Genomic DNA, 14116 nt, shown 5'->3' on the forward strand with positions numbered 1-14116 from the left:
GTTACTAGGTCGCATACATTTTTAGTTTCTGTTGAGCGACTGACTCACCTTTATACATAAAGTAAACTAGTGTGCCGATTAACGCGATTGTCACAATCAAACCATAAATGAAGCCTTGGCCGACCATACCAGTGGTGATAAATGTGCCTACTTGATATGTCAAGAATGCCGCCACGTAACCCATACCAAACTGGAATCCAATGCCTGACCATAGCCATTTTTTATCTTCCATTTCTGAGTTCATTGCTCCTAATGCCGCAAAGCATGGTGGCGTGAATAGATTGAAAATAAGGTAAGATAAAGCGACAACAGAAGATAATCCCATGATACTTGCAACATCAGAAACCGCCAGAAACAAGTGCTAGTTCTTCTGTATCAATGAAATTGGTGATGCCATAAACAACCGCTAATGTACCTACCACGTTTTCTTTGGCGATAAAACCTGTGATAGCTGTACCTGCTAATTGCCAAACACCAAAACCTAATGGAACAAGTACTAATGCAAAAGGTGAAGCAACACTTGCTAAAATACTGGTATTAGCCGCGCCTTCAGCGACAACTTCAAACTGCCAGTTAAAGGTTTGCATAATTTGAACAACCGCATTACATAACAAGATAATCGTACCTGCTTTGATAATAAATGCTTTTGCTCTTGAAAGAGTAGAGGTTGTTGCACGTTTTAAACTTGGGAAGCGATATTCTGGTAATTCCATGATAAAGAATGAACGTGCATTTTTCTCACCAGTGATTCTTACAACTGCTAATGCACCAAAGGTGATAATCGCAATGCCTAAGAAGTACATAGATGTTCCGACCCATGTCTGCGTCATTAAAGAAAACACCTGCAAACAATGCAATAACAGGTAGTTTTGCACCACAGGGCATGAATGGTGTTAACATAGCGGTGGTTCTTCTTTGTCTTTCATTTTTAATGGTTCTAGTGGCCATAACTCCTGGAATAGCACAACCTGTTCCGATGATCATTGGAATGATTGATTTTCCTGATAAACCTAAGTGTTTAAAGTAACGATCCATTACTACGGCGATACGTGCCATATAACCACAATCTTCAAGCAATGCCAGTACAAAAAATAGCACCATAATTAGTGGTAAGAAGCCAACAACTGCACCAACACCCGCAATAATACCATCAAGTAACAAGGCACTTAATACTGGTGAAACATCATTCCCTAATAATGATTCTACAGTTGCATATAATACGTCGATCCAGCCGACTAAAATATCTGCTAGGATAGGGCCTAAGTGAGTTTGTGAAATCGAGAATACAGACCACATAACCACAGCAAAAATAGGCAGTCCTAACCACTTGTTTGCAACCACTTTATCAACTAAATCTTGCTTAGACTGTTGGTTACTGTTTGTTTTTTTCTGTTCAATGTTGCTTACAATGTTTTTAACAAAATCAAAACGTTTTACATCAGAAGCTTTTACCAATTCGGCTGAACTTAAATCATCTAAGTCAGCTTTGAAGGGAGCTATTTGACTTTGTCCAACTCGTTCACTAGCTACTGAGATTGCTTTATCTAAGCCTTTATTTTTTGTCGAAATGGTTTCAATAACGGGGCAATTAAATGCTTTGCTTAAAGCGTCAATATCAATAATATTCTTTTTACTACTTGTTAAATCACTTTTATTAAGTGCGATAACAACGGGAATATTAAGCTCTAAAAGCTGAGTGGTGAAGAATAAGCTACGGCTTAAATTTGTAGCATCAACAATATTCAATATAACATCCGGTTTTTCATTTTTGATGAAATCTCGAGTGATTGTTTCCTCGGAGGAGAAAGGAGACATTGAATAAGCACCAGGTAAGTCGATAGCTGAAATGTCTTTGTTACTAACATTAAAAGCCGGCTTAACCTTAGCTTCTTTTTTAGAGACTGTTACACCAGCCCAATTACCTACGTGACTTGAACTGCCTGTTAAGGCATTGAATAGTGTGGTTTTACCACTATTGGGGTTTCCTGTGAGTGCTATTTTCATGATGATTTTCCTATTTTAAATGATAATTGTAGTGATAACTATTATCACTTTATTGGCAAGGAAACCCTGCTCAACATTATTAAATGAAGTTATTTTTACAGACTAAATAACGGTTTTGTTTCGCGTATTTCGAATGAAATTAAATGAGTATCAATTCTGCTAAATCACTGCCAATGCTATATCTTGCATCTTTAACGATAATTACATAACTATCAGATATAATCGAAACCAAGGTAATGCTTTCACCTTTAAAACAACCTAGTGAAAATAAAAAGTGAGTCATTTCTTCATCCTCAGGCAGGATATCTTTGATAATATATTCTTGCTTTTCCTGTGCTTGAGTGAGGTTGTTAATACCCATTTCTGGCTTTCCTAAATCTTGAGATGAAAATGTTTCTAAGTCGTTAAATGTTGAAATGTTCATATTTAATTATCCATATTGGGTATTGAAAGCTGAATCTTTTCACTTTTTTGCCGATATAAAGCACAAAATGCAATGATAATTGATATCATTGCACTCTATGCTACTCCGAGAGGGTTTGAGTTCATTGACTCAGATCAATCAATTTATTTTAATCTAAATTTTATTTTTGAGAGGTAATGCACTACTTTTACATTGAAACAGGGAGCTGAATTAGAAGTGAAAGTGATTTTTATCACATAATTTATTGGTTTGTATTGACAAATGTTATGTAAGTAAAAGTAAAAATGAAAGGAAGGTTTTGATTAGACAAAGTGGCCAGTCGAATCGACTGCCACCCATTTATAATATTTTTGGTAATTTAATTATTATTTTCTAGGAATACAAATACTGCTAATAAATAACAAACACCCAGCCACAACGATTGATGGGCCTGATGGGGTATCGTAATAGAAGGACCCTAACAAACCTAACATAACTGAAAAACAACCTGCTAAAATCGCAATTAATGCCATCGATTCAGGTGTATTTGCAAAACGCCTCGCCGTGGTCGCTGGAATAATCAGTAATGCGGTTACTAGTAGCATGCCCACAACTTTCATCATAATAGCAACTGTCAGTGCAATTAAACCTAGAAATAACCAGTTTATCCGATCAACGGGTATTCCCTCTACACGTGCTAAATCTTCATGAATCGTAATAGATAAAAGTGGCTTCCAAATACAAATTAAACCAAGCAGTGCAATACCTCCTGCACCGTATATCCATAACAAGTCACTGCTACCAATAGCAAGAATATCACCGAATAGATAACCAACAAGGTCAATACGCACATCATCCATAAACGCTAAGGCAACTAGCCCGAGTGATAATGCGCCATGTGAGAAAATTCCCAATAGAGTATCACTAGCTAGCTGGCGTTGATATTGGCTGATAAAGAGCAAAATAGCCAATACTTGGCAAATAATAAAAATACCTAGCGTTAAATTGACATGTAAAATAAATCCAAGTGCGACACCCAGTAGGGCTGAGTGTGCAAGCGTATCGCCAAAATATGCTAAACGTCGCCACACAACAAAGGAACCAAAGGGGCCCGCCACTAAAGCGACACCGAGACCACCAAACAGTGCTCTAATTAGAAAATCATCCATTATTATTTTAATTCCTCTACATGTGAACAATGATGGTTATGATCGTGGTCATGATTATGGCCTTTTTCGTGTATATACAGCGCTAAATGATTAGCCGCATGTGGACCAAAAAGTTGAGCGTAGGCTGGATCGCTGACAACGAATTCTGGTGTTCCGCCGCAACAGATATGTTGGTTTAAGCAAAGCACTCTATCAGTTGAAGCCATTACTAAATGAAGATCATGTGAAACCATTAAAATAGCACAACCACGCTCTGTTCTTACGCGACTGATTAAATCATAAAGTTCGACTTGCCCATGTACATCAACACCTTGAACGGGCTCATCTAAAACAAGAATCTGTGGGTTTCTCATTAAAGCTCTCACCATTAATACTCGTTGTAATTCACCACCAGATAAGTTTTGCAGTGGTGAATCTATAACGTGAGAAGCACCTACATCGGACAAAAGTGAGTCAAAATCTAATTTATTTGTTACCTTTGCAAGGGATAAAAAACGTCTAACGGTAATTGGGAACGTTGGGTCGATATGCAATTTTTGTGGAACATAACCGATGGTGATATTCGGCGCTAATATTACTTTACCCGTACTGGTTTTTTGTAATCCAAGGGCAACACGGAGCAGGGTTGTTTTGCCGGCACCATTTGGGCCCACGACGGTCAATATCTCTCCTTTATTTAAAGTTAAGTCAATTGCTTCTAATAAAGTATGCTCTCCTTTTTTTAAACTAACAGATTGTAACTGGAGTAGACTTTCGTTCATTGGGCATTTCCTATCGCTTTGTTTTAAAAACAAAGTTCTAATATTTTATTATATATGGTTAAAGTTAAAAATAGATTGTGTTTGTAGGATTTACACTTGAGTTAATTTAGCAGATAAGTTTTCAATAAAGGCCTTTACCTTAATGCTTAGCTATCTTGCATCCTATTGAAACATTTTATGAATAGCACAATTTTACCTTGTTGTTGTGACCAGAATTATTTTAAGTAAAATAGTTTGTTGATTTAAGTGTTATGTTATAACATAACATTCACTATATCAATAATCATAGAGATTAAAACATGAAAAAATTACTGTCATTATTTTTGTTTATTATTTTACCAATAAGTTCAGCATTTTCCGCTGAACCGCCACAGGTAGTGGTGAGTATCAAACCAATTCATTCTCTTGTTAGTGCCGTTATGGAAGGGGTTGCAACGCCAGACTTAATTATTAAAAAAGGCTCGCCACACGGTTATTCTTTGCGCCCTTCGGAAGCAAAAGGCCTTGCTAAGGCTGACTTGGTTGTTTGGGTTGGTCATGAATTAGAAAGTTTTCTTGAAAAGCCTTTAAATACGTTAGCAAAAGATGCTCAAACATTAACCTTGTCTGAAGTGTTAAAGTCATCTTTATTAACTAAACGTGAAGGTGGAGACTGGGCTAAACATAACCACGATCATCATGACCACGATGCACATGAAGGACATGAAGAGCATGAGCACGATGCACATGAAGGACATGAAGAGCATGAGCACGATGCACATGAAGGACATGAAGAGCATGAGCGCGATGCACATGAAGGACATGAAGAGCATGAGCACGATGCACATGAAGGACATGAAGAGCATGACCACGATGCGCATGAAGGACATGAAGAGCATGACCACGATGCGCATGAAGGACATGAAGGACATGAAGGACATGAAGAGCATGACCACGATGCACATGAAGAACTACGAAGAGCATGACCATGATGCACATGAAGAAGAGATGGCATCATTAGATTTTCATATCTGGCTTTCTCCTACTATCGCTAAAAAAGTGACCATAGAAACGGCCAAGAAGCTTGCAGAAATGGATCCTGAGCATGCTAAGCAATATCAAGCTAACTCAGAGAAATTACTTGTTAAATTAGAACAACTAGATGCAAGCTTGAAAACAAAATTGGCGCCAGTGAAAGATAAACCTTACCTTGTGTTTCATGCCGCTTATCAATACTTCGAATCTGAATATGATCTAAAAGCGGTTGGTTCAGTAACTATTGATCCTGAAAGAAAAGCGGGTGCTAAAAGTATCAGTGAACTTCGTAGCAAAGTAGAGCGCTTAGGAGTTGTTTGTGTATTTAGTGAGCCTCAATTTGAATCGAGTTTAGTGGATACGATCATTGAAGGGTCTGGTGCTAATAAAGGAGTATTAGATCCTCTTGGTTCGAATATCGAGGCAGGGCCAAATGCATATTTTGAACTGATGAATAATATGGCAACAAGCTTAGTGGCAGGGTTGCGTTAAATAGAAATAGTTAGTTTAATCTAGTGTCACCACAAAAAATCCGATGTTATTTACATCGGATTTTTTTGATTAATTTTTATAGAACTTATTATTTAGGTGTTTTTAATACCGATTCAAAGGCAGTTAGTCGTTTCTGTACAGAGAGCAGTTCAACGATAGTTGTCCAAGAATTCACTAAATATTGGAATGAATTACTAACTTGCCCAAATGCCGTTAAAATCTGTTGCAAAATACCAAAGGTAATCGCACCCACAACAATAGTTGGTACCAACAGAATGAAGACAAAGATGTTATCTGCCTGTAAATATAACATTCGAGCTACGTTGAAATACATATAATGAAAGTACAAACGAAAATAATTCTTGCGTACATTGGCAAAAAGTTCGTTGAGTTTTATCGGATCGGCACGGTGTTCATTGTCTTCACCATAAACTAATTCTTTACGAAATGCGACTTCCACTTTTTGATTATTAAATTCTAACCCTGGTAGTTTTATCCCTACTAAAGCAAGAATTCCCGTACCAAAGATAGACCAGAATAAAGCGAGCATAAAATAAAGGATGAGCGATTTTACCAATTATCGGAAGCTCAGACACGTATTCAGATAAGCTCCATAACACGGGTAAAAAGGCAAATAGGGTCATTACAGATTCAACTAAAGCTACCCCTAAGCTTTCCATGATAGAAGCAAAGCGCATGGTATCTTCTTGAATACGTCGCGATGCACCTTCAACATTTTTCAATTTTTGCCAGTTTTGCGTGTAATACTCATTCATTGCACTACGCCAGCGAAAAATATAATGGCTAACCAAAAAACGTGTTGCTACAAAAATAAAGATGGCTAGAAATGCTATCTGTGCAAATACCAATAATAATTCAAATAATTCTGCCGTTGATGCACTCACCGCTTGGTCACTGAGTGGTTCTGCCGTTAGAGCACTATCAATGGGTTTTAATAGGGATTGAATTAAATCGAAAAAGGGGCGACGCCAATTATTGATAGCAACGGAAACTTGTACCGAATAATAAGTTGAAAATAAAATGGCCGAAGAGCCAACAACTGACCACCATTGGTATTTATGCGACGATATTTTAAACCATATTAAAGCAAAAATAGTGGTACAGAAAAAATAATAAAGATAGAAAAGTAAAAAAGAATCAGTGACAAAATGTCCTAAACCAATTACCGGGGTTGTGTTAGAAATATCAAGGCCGAGTAAAACGGCCATCTGTTCGTTAAATCCATACCAAATAGCGCAAGCAGTAGTCGCAAACAGTAAAAGGGACAAGAAAAACGCTTTAGGGTTGGGAAAAAATGATTTAAACATGTAAGTCTGATTGCCTCGTATCTGTTCTTAGAAATAAAGATTTATTGACATGGTCAACTCTACTTTACTTCTAACAATTATACGAAACCTATTGATAAAAAATGTAAATTTAAATCAATATTAGCAAGTCAGTGCCCATATCTTTAGGGTATTTTGCGAGAATAAGCAGAGTTATTGTTTAGTAGACCTAGCACCAATAAAGTTCACATAATTTAATGAACTCACTCTCTGCCTTGATTCTAATTCGATGATTGAGCGTTATGAATTTATCGTTATAAGGTGATTTATGAGGCGAATTTTTTTACGGCACATTTACACAACCCTTTTTTAAGCGCTGGGCACTTTTTGCAAGGGTTCGACTTTAAAGGTAAGTAAATAATATTCTTATGTTTCTTTAACTTTTTAAGTTTTTTTAATTTCTTTTCAGAGTTCATACATCTCATGCTCACTAGTGATTAAGTTTTAAATCTAACATGGTATTCCAACTTAACGCAAGTAGTTATCATTTGTATTTGTGGTTTAATAAACATTTTTTGTGATATTTAAACTCATTAATGAAGCTGTTTGTTACTTTCAATACTTCCTATTAGCTGTTTAATAAACTTAACTTCACTTGGATATGTATTCGCAAACTCTAATAGTGGCGGTATTGTCATTTGTAAAGCTCGGTATGTGAACATTTGCATTTCTAAAGTAGATTGAGAATTATTTGTGAGAGCAAGCATTATTCGAAAAGGGGTTACTAAAGCATCACGTCTACGCTCAATAAAGCCTTGTTTTTCATAGGTGCTGGCGAGATTGTGATAACCACAAACCCATGCCTGTAAGGTTTTTTGTGCATTGCCTGAGTCGATACTATCTATAGACTCTAATAATTCAATTGCTTCGTGGTAATAACTTAATGCCTCATCCCATTGATCCATATGATAGTGTTTATTTCCCTGTTGCATTAATTGTCTGCCATTTATCCATGTCGATTTATTCCTAATAATGTACTTAGTTGGTATTGATTATCATTTGTATTTGTTTGTAAAGAGTACAAGTAAAAAACTTGGACAAAAATCAAATTATTTTCTATTTTTTGACAAAGTTTATTGAAGGTATAGCGCTATTTTCTTTAGTTTAGTCAAAATAGGTTTAATCAAATTAGTGAATGATTATATATATAATATTAATTCTGTTTGTATATTAGTGTTATTTATTAATTTAATGCTTTGTAATAAATTAGCTCCATCGTCAGTATTAAAGCAATACTGACACTAAATTTGGAGAAGTAAGATGGAAAAAACAAAAACTGAGGTTGCTCAGCAATCAACGTCTCAACTACAAAAAGCACGTAACTTAGATTTACCATCAAGAAATGCAATGTTAATGCGTGATCCTTCAGTGCAACATTTTTGGGATTTAAACAAAGGTTTACTCAGTGATGCATGGAAAGAATGGGAAGAAACTAATAAAGCACAACTTTTCATTCCAGATGAGTTATTACTAGATACAAAACTACGCAATACGGTTAATCAAGCATGGCAAGATCCGACGACTGAAGGGGCATTGAATAATTTGATGCAAGAAGTCTCGCCGGGGGTATTTCAGTTCCAGCTTTTGAACCAACACAACTTGCTAATTTTCGTGAGTATCTGGAAGAAGTTGGAAATGCTGATATCCCATTACGTCCACCCTATGGTATTGCATTAAATCGAGGTGGTGCAATGTTAGATGAGCGTTCTGAAGGTTTTCTGGCGGCGCCTAACTTTCAATTATTTTATCGTGAAATAATGGATAAATATATGCGACCTATTGCGCGATTTTTATTTCCGGAAGTGATGGGCTTTGACTCTCAGACCTTTGGTTTTTCTATTCAATATCAAGCGGGAACGGATACATCACTGCGATTACATAGTGATGCATCGTCAGTGACATTAAATGTAAACCTTAATTTACCAGGTGAGGATTTTACGGGGTCAGAAGTTGATTTTTATGATCCGCAAACAGGCGATAAAAAGAGGTTAACATTTAAGCCAGGTGTGGCAATGATACACCGTGGTAATATTCCACATGCGGCGCAACCTATCACAGGTGGAAAGCGAACTAACTTTGTTATGTGGCTATATGGTGACCGAGGGCAAATTCCATTACCGGGAATGAGTCATGAATTGTTGGATGCGCATCAGCGTTGGACTGTACCTAGTAATCCTCGTGATAATGTTGCGCCTTTTTAAGGATTGATTCTTTAGAAGTCATCAAACAATAAGTGGTACAAAAAAGAGAGCTAAATAGTTCTCTTTTTTTAACTTTTATATTTTTGCTGTGTTGCCAATAATTAGTTTTTACCGATTTTATTATATACCCGTCACCAATCAAGGTGCTTTGTTCAGTCGCTAGCTCGGACAGCAAGGCAAGGCGCAACATGATGACCTCTCGAGCGATTAACTTCGTTAATCCTCTGCCGGTAGATGTAAAAACAAGTATTTACATCTTAAATGGCTAGCCCTCATCGAATGTTGCAACGATGAATTGCTTTTCGAGCTAGCGACCCACAGGGCAAGTTTTGAGGTAAGTATCTTCGTTGTTAGAAAGTATTGATTTAACCCGTTAGATCTTCAACTTTCTGCCTAGAATCTACTCACCTCACAACTTGCTGAACTTTGCATCTCGAATGGTAACGGGTATCTTGTTTTAGAAACATATTCCAGGCAAGTATACCGGATAAGAAGTTACCAATGCAGGCCCCGATAAATACACCTAATAAGCCATATAACTCAGATCCTATCCAAATTAACGGTAAGTAACAGGCAAATAAACGTAGCATTGATATCAGTAGCGCTGATTTTGGGGAGCTCATTGCATTACAGGCCGAAACACAAATCATACAAACCCCTAATGCCCCATAACTTAGCGGTACAATCCATAGGTAGTTTTGTAAAATAGCGCTTATTTCTGCTTGATTTGTTAAAAGCGACGACATTAGTGGGGCAAATAAGTATAAAATTAGCGCCAAAATAATTTGAAAACACATCACAAACATAACCGCGACTTTTACTAATGCTAGTATTTTAGCCGTTTCATTCATACCTTTGAGTTTGCCAATCATTGGTGGTAATGCCATTGTTAAGGCAAGAATTAATATAATGGAAATATACTCAATTCGATTTGCTAATCCCCAGGCACCAATAGCCAAATCACCATAGCTAGCGATAATTATTGTCACAATCATGGCTGAAATCGGTGGTATAAATTGACTTAACATTGCGGGAATCGTTAGACGAAGCAATTGCTGTTATCCCATTTTTACTTTTATTAAGATCAGCTGGCATCATAATAAGATTTTTATCGAATATGGTCTTAAAAATAATAAAACAACCAATAACAAAAGAAATACAAGTGGCCCAAGCGGCACCGGCTATCTTTAAGTCTAGGGTAAAAATAAAGATAGGATCTAATATGAGGTTTAATAGGCTGGTGATCACCATAACTCTTCCCGGAATTAGCGTTTCTCCATAAGATCGACAAATACCATATCCAAAATAAAGTAGGGCGCCAAGCCAACAACTGATTAACCAGGGAAACCAGTAACTTCGTAGTAAAGTCAAAAGGGAAGAGGTCGCACCTAAATAAAGGGCAATATTTTCTTGAAAATACCATAGGAGGATACACACAAGTGTGATTGTGATGCTACCAATGATTAAGATCAGTGAACCTAAATATTTAGCATATTGGTTTTTTTGAGCCTAAAGCCGTTGAAATTAATGCCGTTGTTGCGATACCTAAACCGACTTGAATACCAATAATAAGTTGATAAATTGGAATAGAAAATCCGACGACAGCGAGAGGCTCAGCCCCTAATTGACCAATAAAAGCACTATCTGCCAATTGACTACCCATAATAGCAAATAAGCCAATCAGCATTGGCCAAGTCTGGCGATATAATTGATTAAATGTGTGGCTATTAAAGAAGGGCATAAAAGGCATAAAAGATCTTTTTAATTGTCTTTGTGCCCTATTTAGGTCTCTAAGTAGGGCACTTTTTAGCAGTTTAATTGAGGTTAGATTGAAACCACTACTTTTCCTATCGCTTTGCCACTTGCAAGACGATCATGAGCTTTACTTACTTCTTCTAAAGTAAAGTTAGTTTCATCTAAAATCGGCGTTAATTTACCTTCATCGATGATTTCAGCTAATTTCGCTAAAATATCACCGTGTTGCTGGCGTTTATGATCATGTAACATCGGAATTAGCATAAACACAACATGTAATGACAAACCTTTAAAATGTGCAGTTGTTAAGTCAACTTCTAACATCGATACTGTTGTTGCTATCTGTCCGTTTAATGCAGTTGCATCAAATGAATTAGTCAGGTTAGCGACACCTATAGAATCGTATACCACATCAAAACCAGCACCCTGTGTATGTTTTTCAACATAATCTGCTACTGTTTCAGTTTTGTAATTAATCGCTGTTGCGCCTAATTTTTCAATCAAAGTAGATTGAACGTCACCGCCACCCGTTGAAAACACATCTGCACCAAAGTAGTTAGCAAGTTGTAGCGCAATATGACCAACACCACCTGAACCACCGTGAACTAATACTTTTTGACCTTCACTAACACCTGCACGAATTAAGCCTTCGTAAGCTGTTATGCCTACTAATGGAACTGCGTGCAGCTTCACGCATAGAAATTGATTTTGGTTTATGGGCAATTAATTGTGCATCTGCAAGCATATACTCTGCTAAAGCACCCTGTAAGTCAGCTAAACCACCGGCACAACCATAAACTTCATCACCAACAGAGAACTGTGTAACACCTTCACCAACTGCTTCAATGGTTCCGGCAAAATCCATTCCTAACAGACCAGGTAAAGCAGGTGCTAAAGGTCCAAGAGCTTCACCCATTTCACGAAGCATCATATCAACGGTATTCACACTTGTTGCGACAACTTTCACCACAACGTGACCAGCTGTCACACTTGGTTTAGAAATCTCAGTTGCTGTAAATACGTCACTGTTACCGAATTCATTAATTATCATTGCTTTCATTGTTTGGTTCCTTTTTTGATTTTGATTTGTTTGATGGGATAAGTATATTTACAAATGATATGTTTGATAATATAGTCTAAACACTAATCAGTTTTTACTTTTTGTTAATAATGGCGTTTTCAATGAATCATGAATATCTGAAGTTATTTGTACGTATTGCCAGCACACACAATATTAGCTTAGCAGGCAGTGAACTTGGACTATCTCCACCTGTTGCTAGTATGCATATTAATAAATTAGAAGCCTCTCTCGGGGTGAAATTGATACATAGAACCACTCGTAAGGTTTCGTTAACACAGGAAGGCATTGAGTTCTTGCCACATGCTGAAGAAGTGTTAAATGTGATTGATACTGCTAGGGGATCAGTGGGAGCGGGGAGTTTTACACCGCAGGGTACTATTCGTGTTACTGCCCCTTCATCCTTTGGTCGGATGCATATTGTGCCTGGCTTAAAAGGATTTATTAAAGCCTACCCAGAATTAAAAATAGATTTACGACAAAGCGATAGTGTTGTTGATATGGTTGATGGTGGCTTTGATATTGCCATTAGAAATGCCTCTTTGAATGACTCAACGCTGGTGGCGCGAAAACTCGCTGTTGATAAACGAATGGTTTTTGCTTCTCCTGATTATATAAAAAAATTTGGTGAGCCTATTGTTCCTAATGATTTATTAAAACATCAATGTGTTAATTTGATTGGTATTGATAACTGGATATTTGATACGCCAGATGGCCCATTTAAAATTAAAGGAAAAGGTGCGATTCGAATTGATAATGGAGAATCAGTGCGCGATGCCTGTGTTAATGGAATGGGGCTGACGTTATCCTCTGTGTGGTGTGTATATGAAGATGTTAAAAAGGGCAATCTTGTACAAGTTTTAAAAGATTACCCTGTTATATCAGATACCGCGATTTGGGCTGTATATCCTGGTTCGCGATTATTAGCACCAAAAGTACGTGCATTTATTGAGTATTTTAAAGACTATTTTGGTGAAACTCCCTACTGGGAAAAATAAGCCAATTCTATAAGTGGCATGATCTTGTGCTTGAATTTTAACCGCAGATCATGCCTTTATAGTTTATTTTATAAAGGTTTCTAATACCTCAGTCATTTTACTGATTTTATCAGCATTTAGCGCATCTGGGTGAGGTGCGGTAAAAGCTTCAATATCATTATCAAAATACAAACCTGATGCATCAGCAAACTCATCAGACAAACTTGCTTTCACTAATATATCTGCACCTAATTGTAGATTTCCGCCAGCAATACCATAACCTTGTTTCACCATCTTGCTACCTAATAATGACTTAGGGTTAATAGCAACGACAATTGGTCCTTCCTTACCCAGTATTAATGACATCTGACGAGACCACATAGTGATTGCCAGTTTACTTTTTGCGTATACTGTATGATCAGTCAGAGAGCTTACTTTAAGCAATTCTTCTCTCGCAACAGGCGCTTGAGTAGCTGAAGATAAATTAATAATTCGAGCGTTTTTATCTAACAAAGGCAGAAGTAGTTTGGTTAATAAATAAGGCGCAATGGTATTAACCATAAAGCGGATATCTACACCATCTTCAGAAAGTGGTTCGGGTACAATAAGAATACCGGCGTTATTAATGAGCACATCTAATTTTTGATGGTTATTTTTAATTTCTGATGCCAAGTTGTTAACATCAGAGATAATGGATAAATCAGCTTTATAGGCAAAAATTTTATCTGTGCTCGCGATTTCTGAAAGTTGCTTTTTAGCTGCTGCTAATTTACTTTCACTTCTACCGTGAAGAATAACGGTATGCCCTAATTCTAATAATGAGGTTGCGGTCGCTAGGCCAATACCATCTGTCGATCCTGTAATTAATATTGTCTTTTTCATGGTATTACTCCTTCAGTGATTTTGGATAATTTAT

Annotated in this window: 16 protein-coding genes and 2 pseudogenes; 4 read left to right on the forward strand and 14 right to left on the reverse strand. The window is 37.0% G+C overall.

Annotated features, from left to right (window positions below; genetic code table 11):
• Nucleotides 1-4 precede the first annotated feature (4 nt).
• From ACLKMH_RS10060 to znuC, 6 genes are all read right to left on the reverse strand, one after another.
• Nucleotides 5-358 carry a hypothetical protein gene (locus ACLKMH_RS10060; RefSeq protein WP_413701843.1) on the reverse strand — a complete coding sequence of 118 codons (354 nt, stop codon included), beginning with the start codon at nucleotides 356-358 and terminating at the stop codon, nucleotides 5-7.
• Nucleotides 339-803, reverse strand: coding sequence for a nucleoside recognition domain-containing protein (locus ACLKMH_RS10065; RefSeq protein WP_413701844.1), 465 nt, complete (start codon nucleotides 801-803; stop codon nucleotides 339-341). The genes ACLKMH_RS10060 and ACLKMH_RS10065 overlap by 20 nt, the downstream gene beginning before the upstream one ends.
• Nucleotides 739-2004 carry a ferrous iron transporter B gene (gene feoB, locus ACLKMH_RS10070; RefSeq protein WP_413701845.1) on the reverse strand — a complete coding sequence of 422 codons (1266 nt, stop codon included), beginning with the start codon at nucleotides 2002-2004 and terminating at the stop codon, nucleotides 739-741. Before feoB ends, ACLKMH_RS10065 begins: the two co-directional genes overlap by 65 nt.
• A 139-nt stretch (nucleotides 2005-2143) precedes the next feature.
• Nucleotides 2144-2428 (reverse strand): FeoA family protein, encoded by a 285-nt coding sequence (locus ACLKMH_RS10075; protein WP_413701846.1) that lies wholly within the window; start codon nucleotides 2426-2428, stop codon nucleotides 2144-2146.
• A 365-nt stretch (nucleotides 2429-2793) separates the two neighbouring features.
• Nucleotides 2794-3576: an iron chelate uptake ABC transporter family permease subunit gene (locus tag ACLKMH_RS10080; RefSeq protein ID WP_413701847.1), complete on the reverse strand. Its 783-nt coding sequence runs from the start codon at nucleotides 3574-3576 to the stop codon at nucleotides 2794-2796.
• A gap of 2 nt (nucleotides 3577-3578) precedes the next feature.
• Entirely contained in the window at nucleotides 3579-4337 is a 759-nt protein-coding gene (gene znuC / locus ACLKMH_RS10085; protein WP_413701848.1) for a zinc ABC transporter ATP-binding protein ZnuC, read from the reverse strand.
• A gap of 299 nt (nucleotides 4338-4636) precedes the next feature.
• Between znuC and ACLKMH_RS10090 the strand changes: the two genes are divergently transcribed.
• Together ACLKMH_RS10090 and ACLKMH_RS10095 are read left to right on the forward strand one after the other, a co-directional pair.
• Nucleotides 4637-5302, forward strand: coding sequence for a hypothetical protein (locus tag ACLKMH_RS10090; protein WP_413701849.1), 666 nt, complete (start codon nucleotides 4637-4639; stop codon nucleotides 5300-5302).
• Nucleotides 5265-5843 carry a zinc ABC transporter substrate-binding protein gene (locus tag ACLKMH_RS10095; protein WP_413701850.1) on the forward strand — a complete coding sequence of 193 codons (579 nt, stop codon included), beginning with the start codon at nucleotides 5265-5267 and terminating at the stop codon, nucleotides 5841-5843. The genes ACLKMH_RS10090 and ACLKMH_RS10095 overlap by 38 nt, the downstream gene beginning before the upstream one ends.
• 88 nt (nucleotides 5844-5931) lie before the next feature.
• On the opposite strand, the gene ACLKMH_RS10100 is transcribed toward ACLKMH_RS10095, so the two are convergent.
• The 3 genes from ACLKMH_RS10100 to ACLKMH_RS10110 form a co-directional block, all read right to left on the reverse strand.
• Complete coding sequence (locus ACLKMH_RS10100) at nucleotides 5932-6393, reverse strand: SbmA/BacA-like family transporter (RefSeq protein WP_413701851.1); 462 nt, start codon at nucleotides 6391-6393, stop codon at nucleotides 5932-5934.
• Nucleotides 6314-7132: an SbmA/BacA-like family transporter gene (locus ACLKMH_RS10105; RefSeq protein WP_413701852.1), complete on the reverse strand. Its 819-nt coding sequence runs from the start codon at nucleotides 7130-7132 to the stop codon at nucleotides 6314-6316. Before ACLKMH_RS10105 ends, ACLKMH_RS10100 begins: the two co-directional genes overlap by 80 nt.
• Before the next feature lie 590 nt (nucleotides 7133-7722).
• A complete protein-coding gene (locus tag ACLKMH_RS10110; RefSeq protein ID WP_413701853.1) occupies nucleotides 7723-8121 on the reverse strand; it encodes a tetratricopeptide repeat protein in 399 nt (132 codons plus the stop codon).
• A 328-nt stretch (nucleotides 8122-8449) separates the two neighbouring features.
• On the opposite strand from ACLKMH_RS10110, the pseudogene ACLKMH_RS10115 reads away from it, so the two are divergent.
• Nucleotides 8450-9390 (forward strand): annotated as a pseudogene (locus ACLKMH_RS10115) (2OG-Fe(II) oxygenase).
• A 404-nt stretch (nucleotides 9391-9794) separates the two neighbouring features.
• On the opposite strand, the gene ACLKMH_RS10120 reads toward ACLKMH_RS10115, so the two are convergent.
• From ACLKMH_RS10120 to ACLKMH_RS10135, 4 genes and pseudogenes are all read right to left on the reverse strand, one after another.
• Nucleotides 9795-10442: an MATE family efflux transporter gene (locus tag ACLKMH_RS10120; RefSeq protein ID WP_413701854.1), complete on the reverse strand. Its 648-nt coding sequence runs from the start codon at nucleotides 10440-10442 to the stop codon at nucleotides 9795-9797.
• On the reverse strand, nucleotides 10360-10827 hold the full coding sequence (locus ACLKMH_RS10125; RefSeq protein ID WP_413701855.1) for a polysaccharide biosynthesis C-terminal domain-containing protein: 468 nt from the start codon (nucleotides 10825-10827) through the stop codon (nucleotides 10360-10362). Before ACLKMH_RS10125 ends, ACLKMH_RS10120 begins: the two co-directional genes overlap by 83 nt.
• Nucleotides 10828-10876: 49 nt before the next feature.
• Nucleotides 10877-11140 carry an MATE family efflux transporter gene (locus tag ACLKMH_RS10130; RefSeq protein ID WP_413701856.1) on the reverse strand — a complete coding sequence of 88 codons (264 nt, stop codon included), beginning with the start codon at nucleotides 11138-11140 and terminating at the stop codon, nucleotides 10877-10879.
• Between the two features lie 74 nt (nucleotides 11141-11214).
• Nucleotides 11215-12205, reverse strand: a pseudogene (locus ACLKMH_RS10135) (zinc-dependent alcohol dehydrogenase family protein).
• 122 nt (nucleotides 12206-12327) lie between these two features.
• On the opposite strand from ACLKMH_RS10135, the gene ACLKMH_RS10140 reads away from it, so the two are divergent.
• Nucleotides 12328-13221 carry a LysR family transcriptional regulator gene (locus ACLKMH_RS10140; protein ID WP_413701857.1) on the forward strand — a complete coding sequence of 298 codons (894 nt, stop codon included), beginning with the start codon at nucleotides 12328-12330 and terminating at the stop codon, nucleotides 13219-13221.
• 63 nt (nucleotides 13222-13284) lie between these two features.
• Here ACLKMH_RS10140 and ACLKMH_RS10145 read toward each other — a convergent pair whose 3' ends face one another.
• Complete coding sequence (locus ACLKMH_RS10145; RefSeq protein WP_413701858.1) at nucleotides 13285-14082, reverse strand: SDR family NAD(P)-dependent oxidoreductase; 798 nt, start codon at nucleotides 14080-14082, stop codon at nucleotides 13285-13287.
• Between the last annotated feature and the right edge of the window lie 34 nt (nucleotides 14083-14116).

Origin of the sequence: Psychromonas sp. KJ10-10, from assembly GCF_047323245.1 — a bacterium.
Taxonomy (GTDB): domain Bacteria; phylum Pseudomonadota; class Gammaproteobacteria; order Enterobacterales; family Psychromonadaceae; genus Psychromonas.

Excerpts from the sequence above, each read along its gene's own strand:
- ACLKMH_RS10095 (WP_413701850.1), top strand. The coding sequence starts at position 5,265 with ATGACCACGATGCACATGAAGAACTACGAAGAGCATGACCATGATGCA.
- ACLKMH_RS10065 (WP_413701844.1), bottom strand. The coding sequence starts at position 803 with ATGTACTTCTTAGGCATTGCGATTATCACCTTTGGTGCATTAGCAGTT.
- ACLKMH_RS10140 (WP_413701857.1), top strand. The coding sequence starts at position 12,328 with ATGAATCATGAATATCTGAAGTTATTTGTACGTATTGCCAGCACACAC.
- ACLKMH_RS10130 (WP_413701856.1), bottom strand. The coding sequence starts at position 11,140 with ATGCCTTTTATGCCCTTCTTTAATAGCCACACATTTAATCAATTATAT.
- ACLKMH_RS10100 (WP_413701851.1), bottom strand. The coding sequence starts at position 6,393 with ATGCTCGCTTTATTCTGGTCTATCTTTGGTACGGGAATTCTTGCTTTA.
- feoB (WP_413701845.1), bottom strand. The coding sequence starts at position 2,004 with ATGAAAATAGCACTCACAGGAAACCCCAATAGTGGTAAAACCACACTA.
- ACLKMH_RS10110 (WP_413701853.1), bottom strand. The coding sequence starts at position 8,121 with ATGCAACAGGGAAATAAACACTATCATATGGATCAATGGGATGAGGCA.
- ACLKMH_RS10145 (WP_413701858.1), bottom strand. The coding sequence starts at position 14,082 with ATGAAAAAGACAATATTAATTACAGGATCGACAGATGGTATTGGCCTA.
- ACLKMH_RS10075 (WP_413701846.1), bottom strand. The coding sequence starts at position 2,428 with ATGAACATTTCAACATTTAACGACTTAGAAACATTTTCATCTCAAGAT.
- ACLKMH_RS10080 (WP_413701847.1), bottom strand. The coding sequence starts at position 3,576 with ATGGATGATTTTCTAATTAGAGCACTGTTTGGTGGTCTCGGTGTCGCT.
- znuC (WP_413701848.1), bottom strand. The coding sequence starts at position 4,337 with ATGAACGAAAGTCTACTCCAGTTACAATCTGTTAGTTTAAAAAAAGGA.
- ACLKMH_RS10090 (WP_413701849.1), top strand. The coding sequence starts at position 4,637 with ATGAAAAAATTACTGTCATTATTTTTGTTTATTATTTTACCAATAAGT.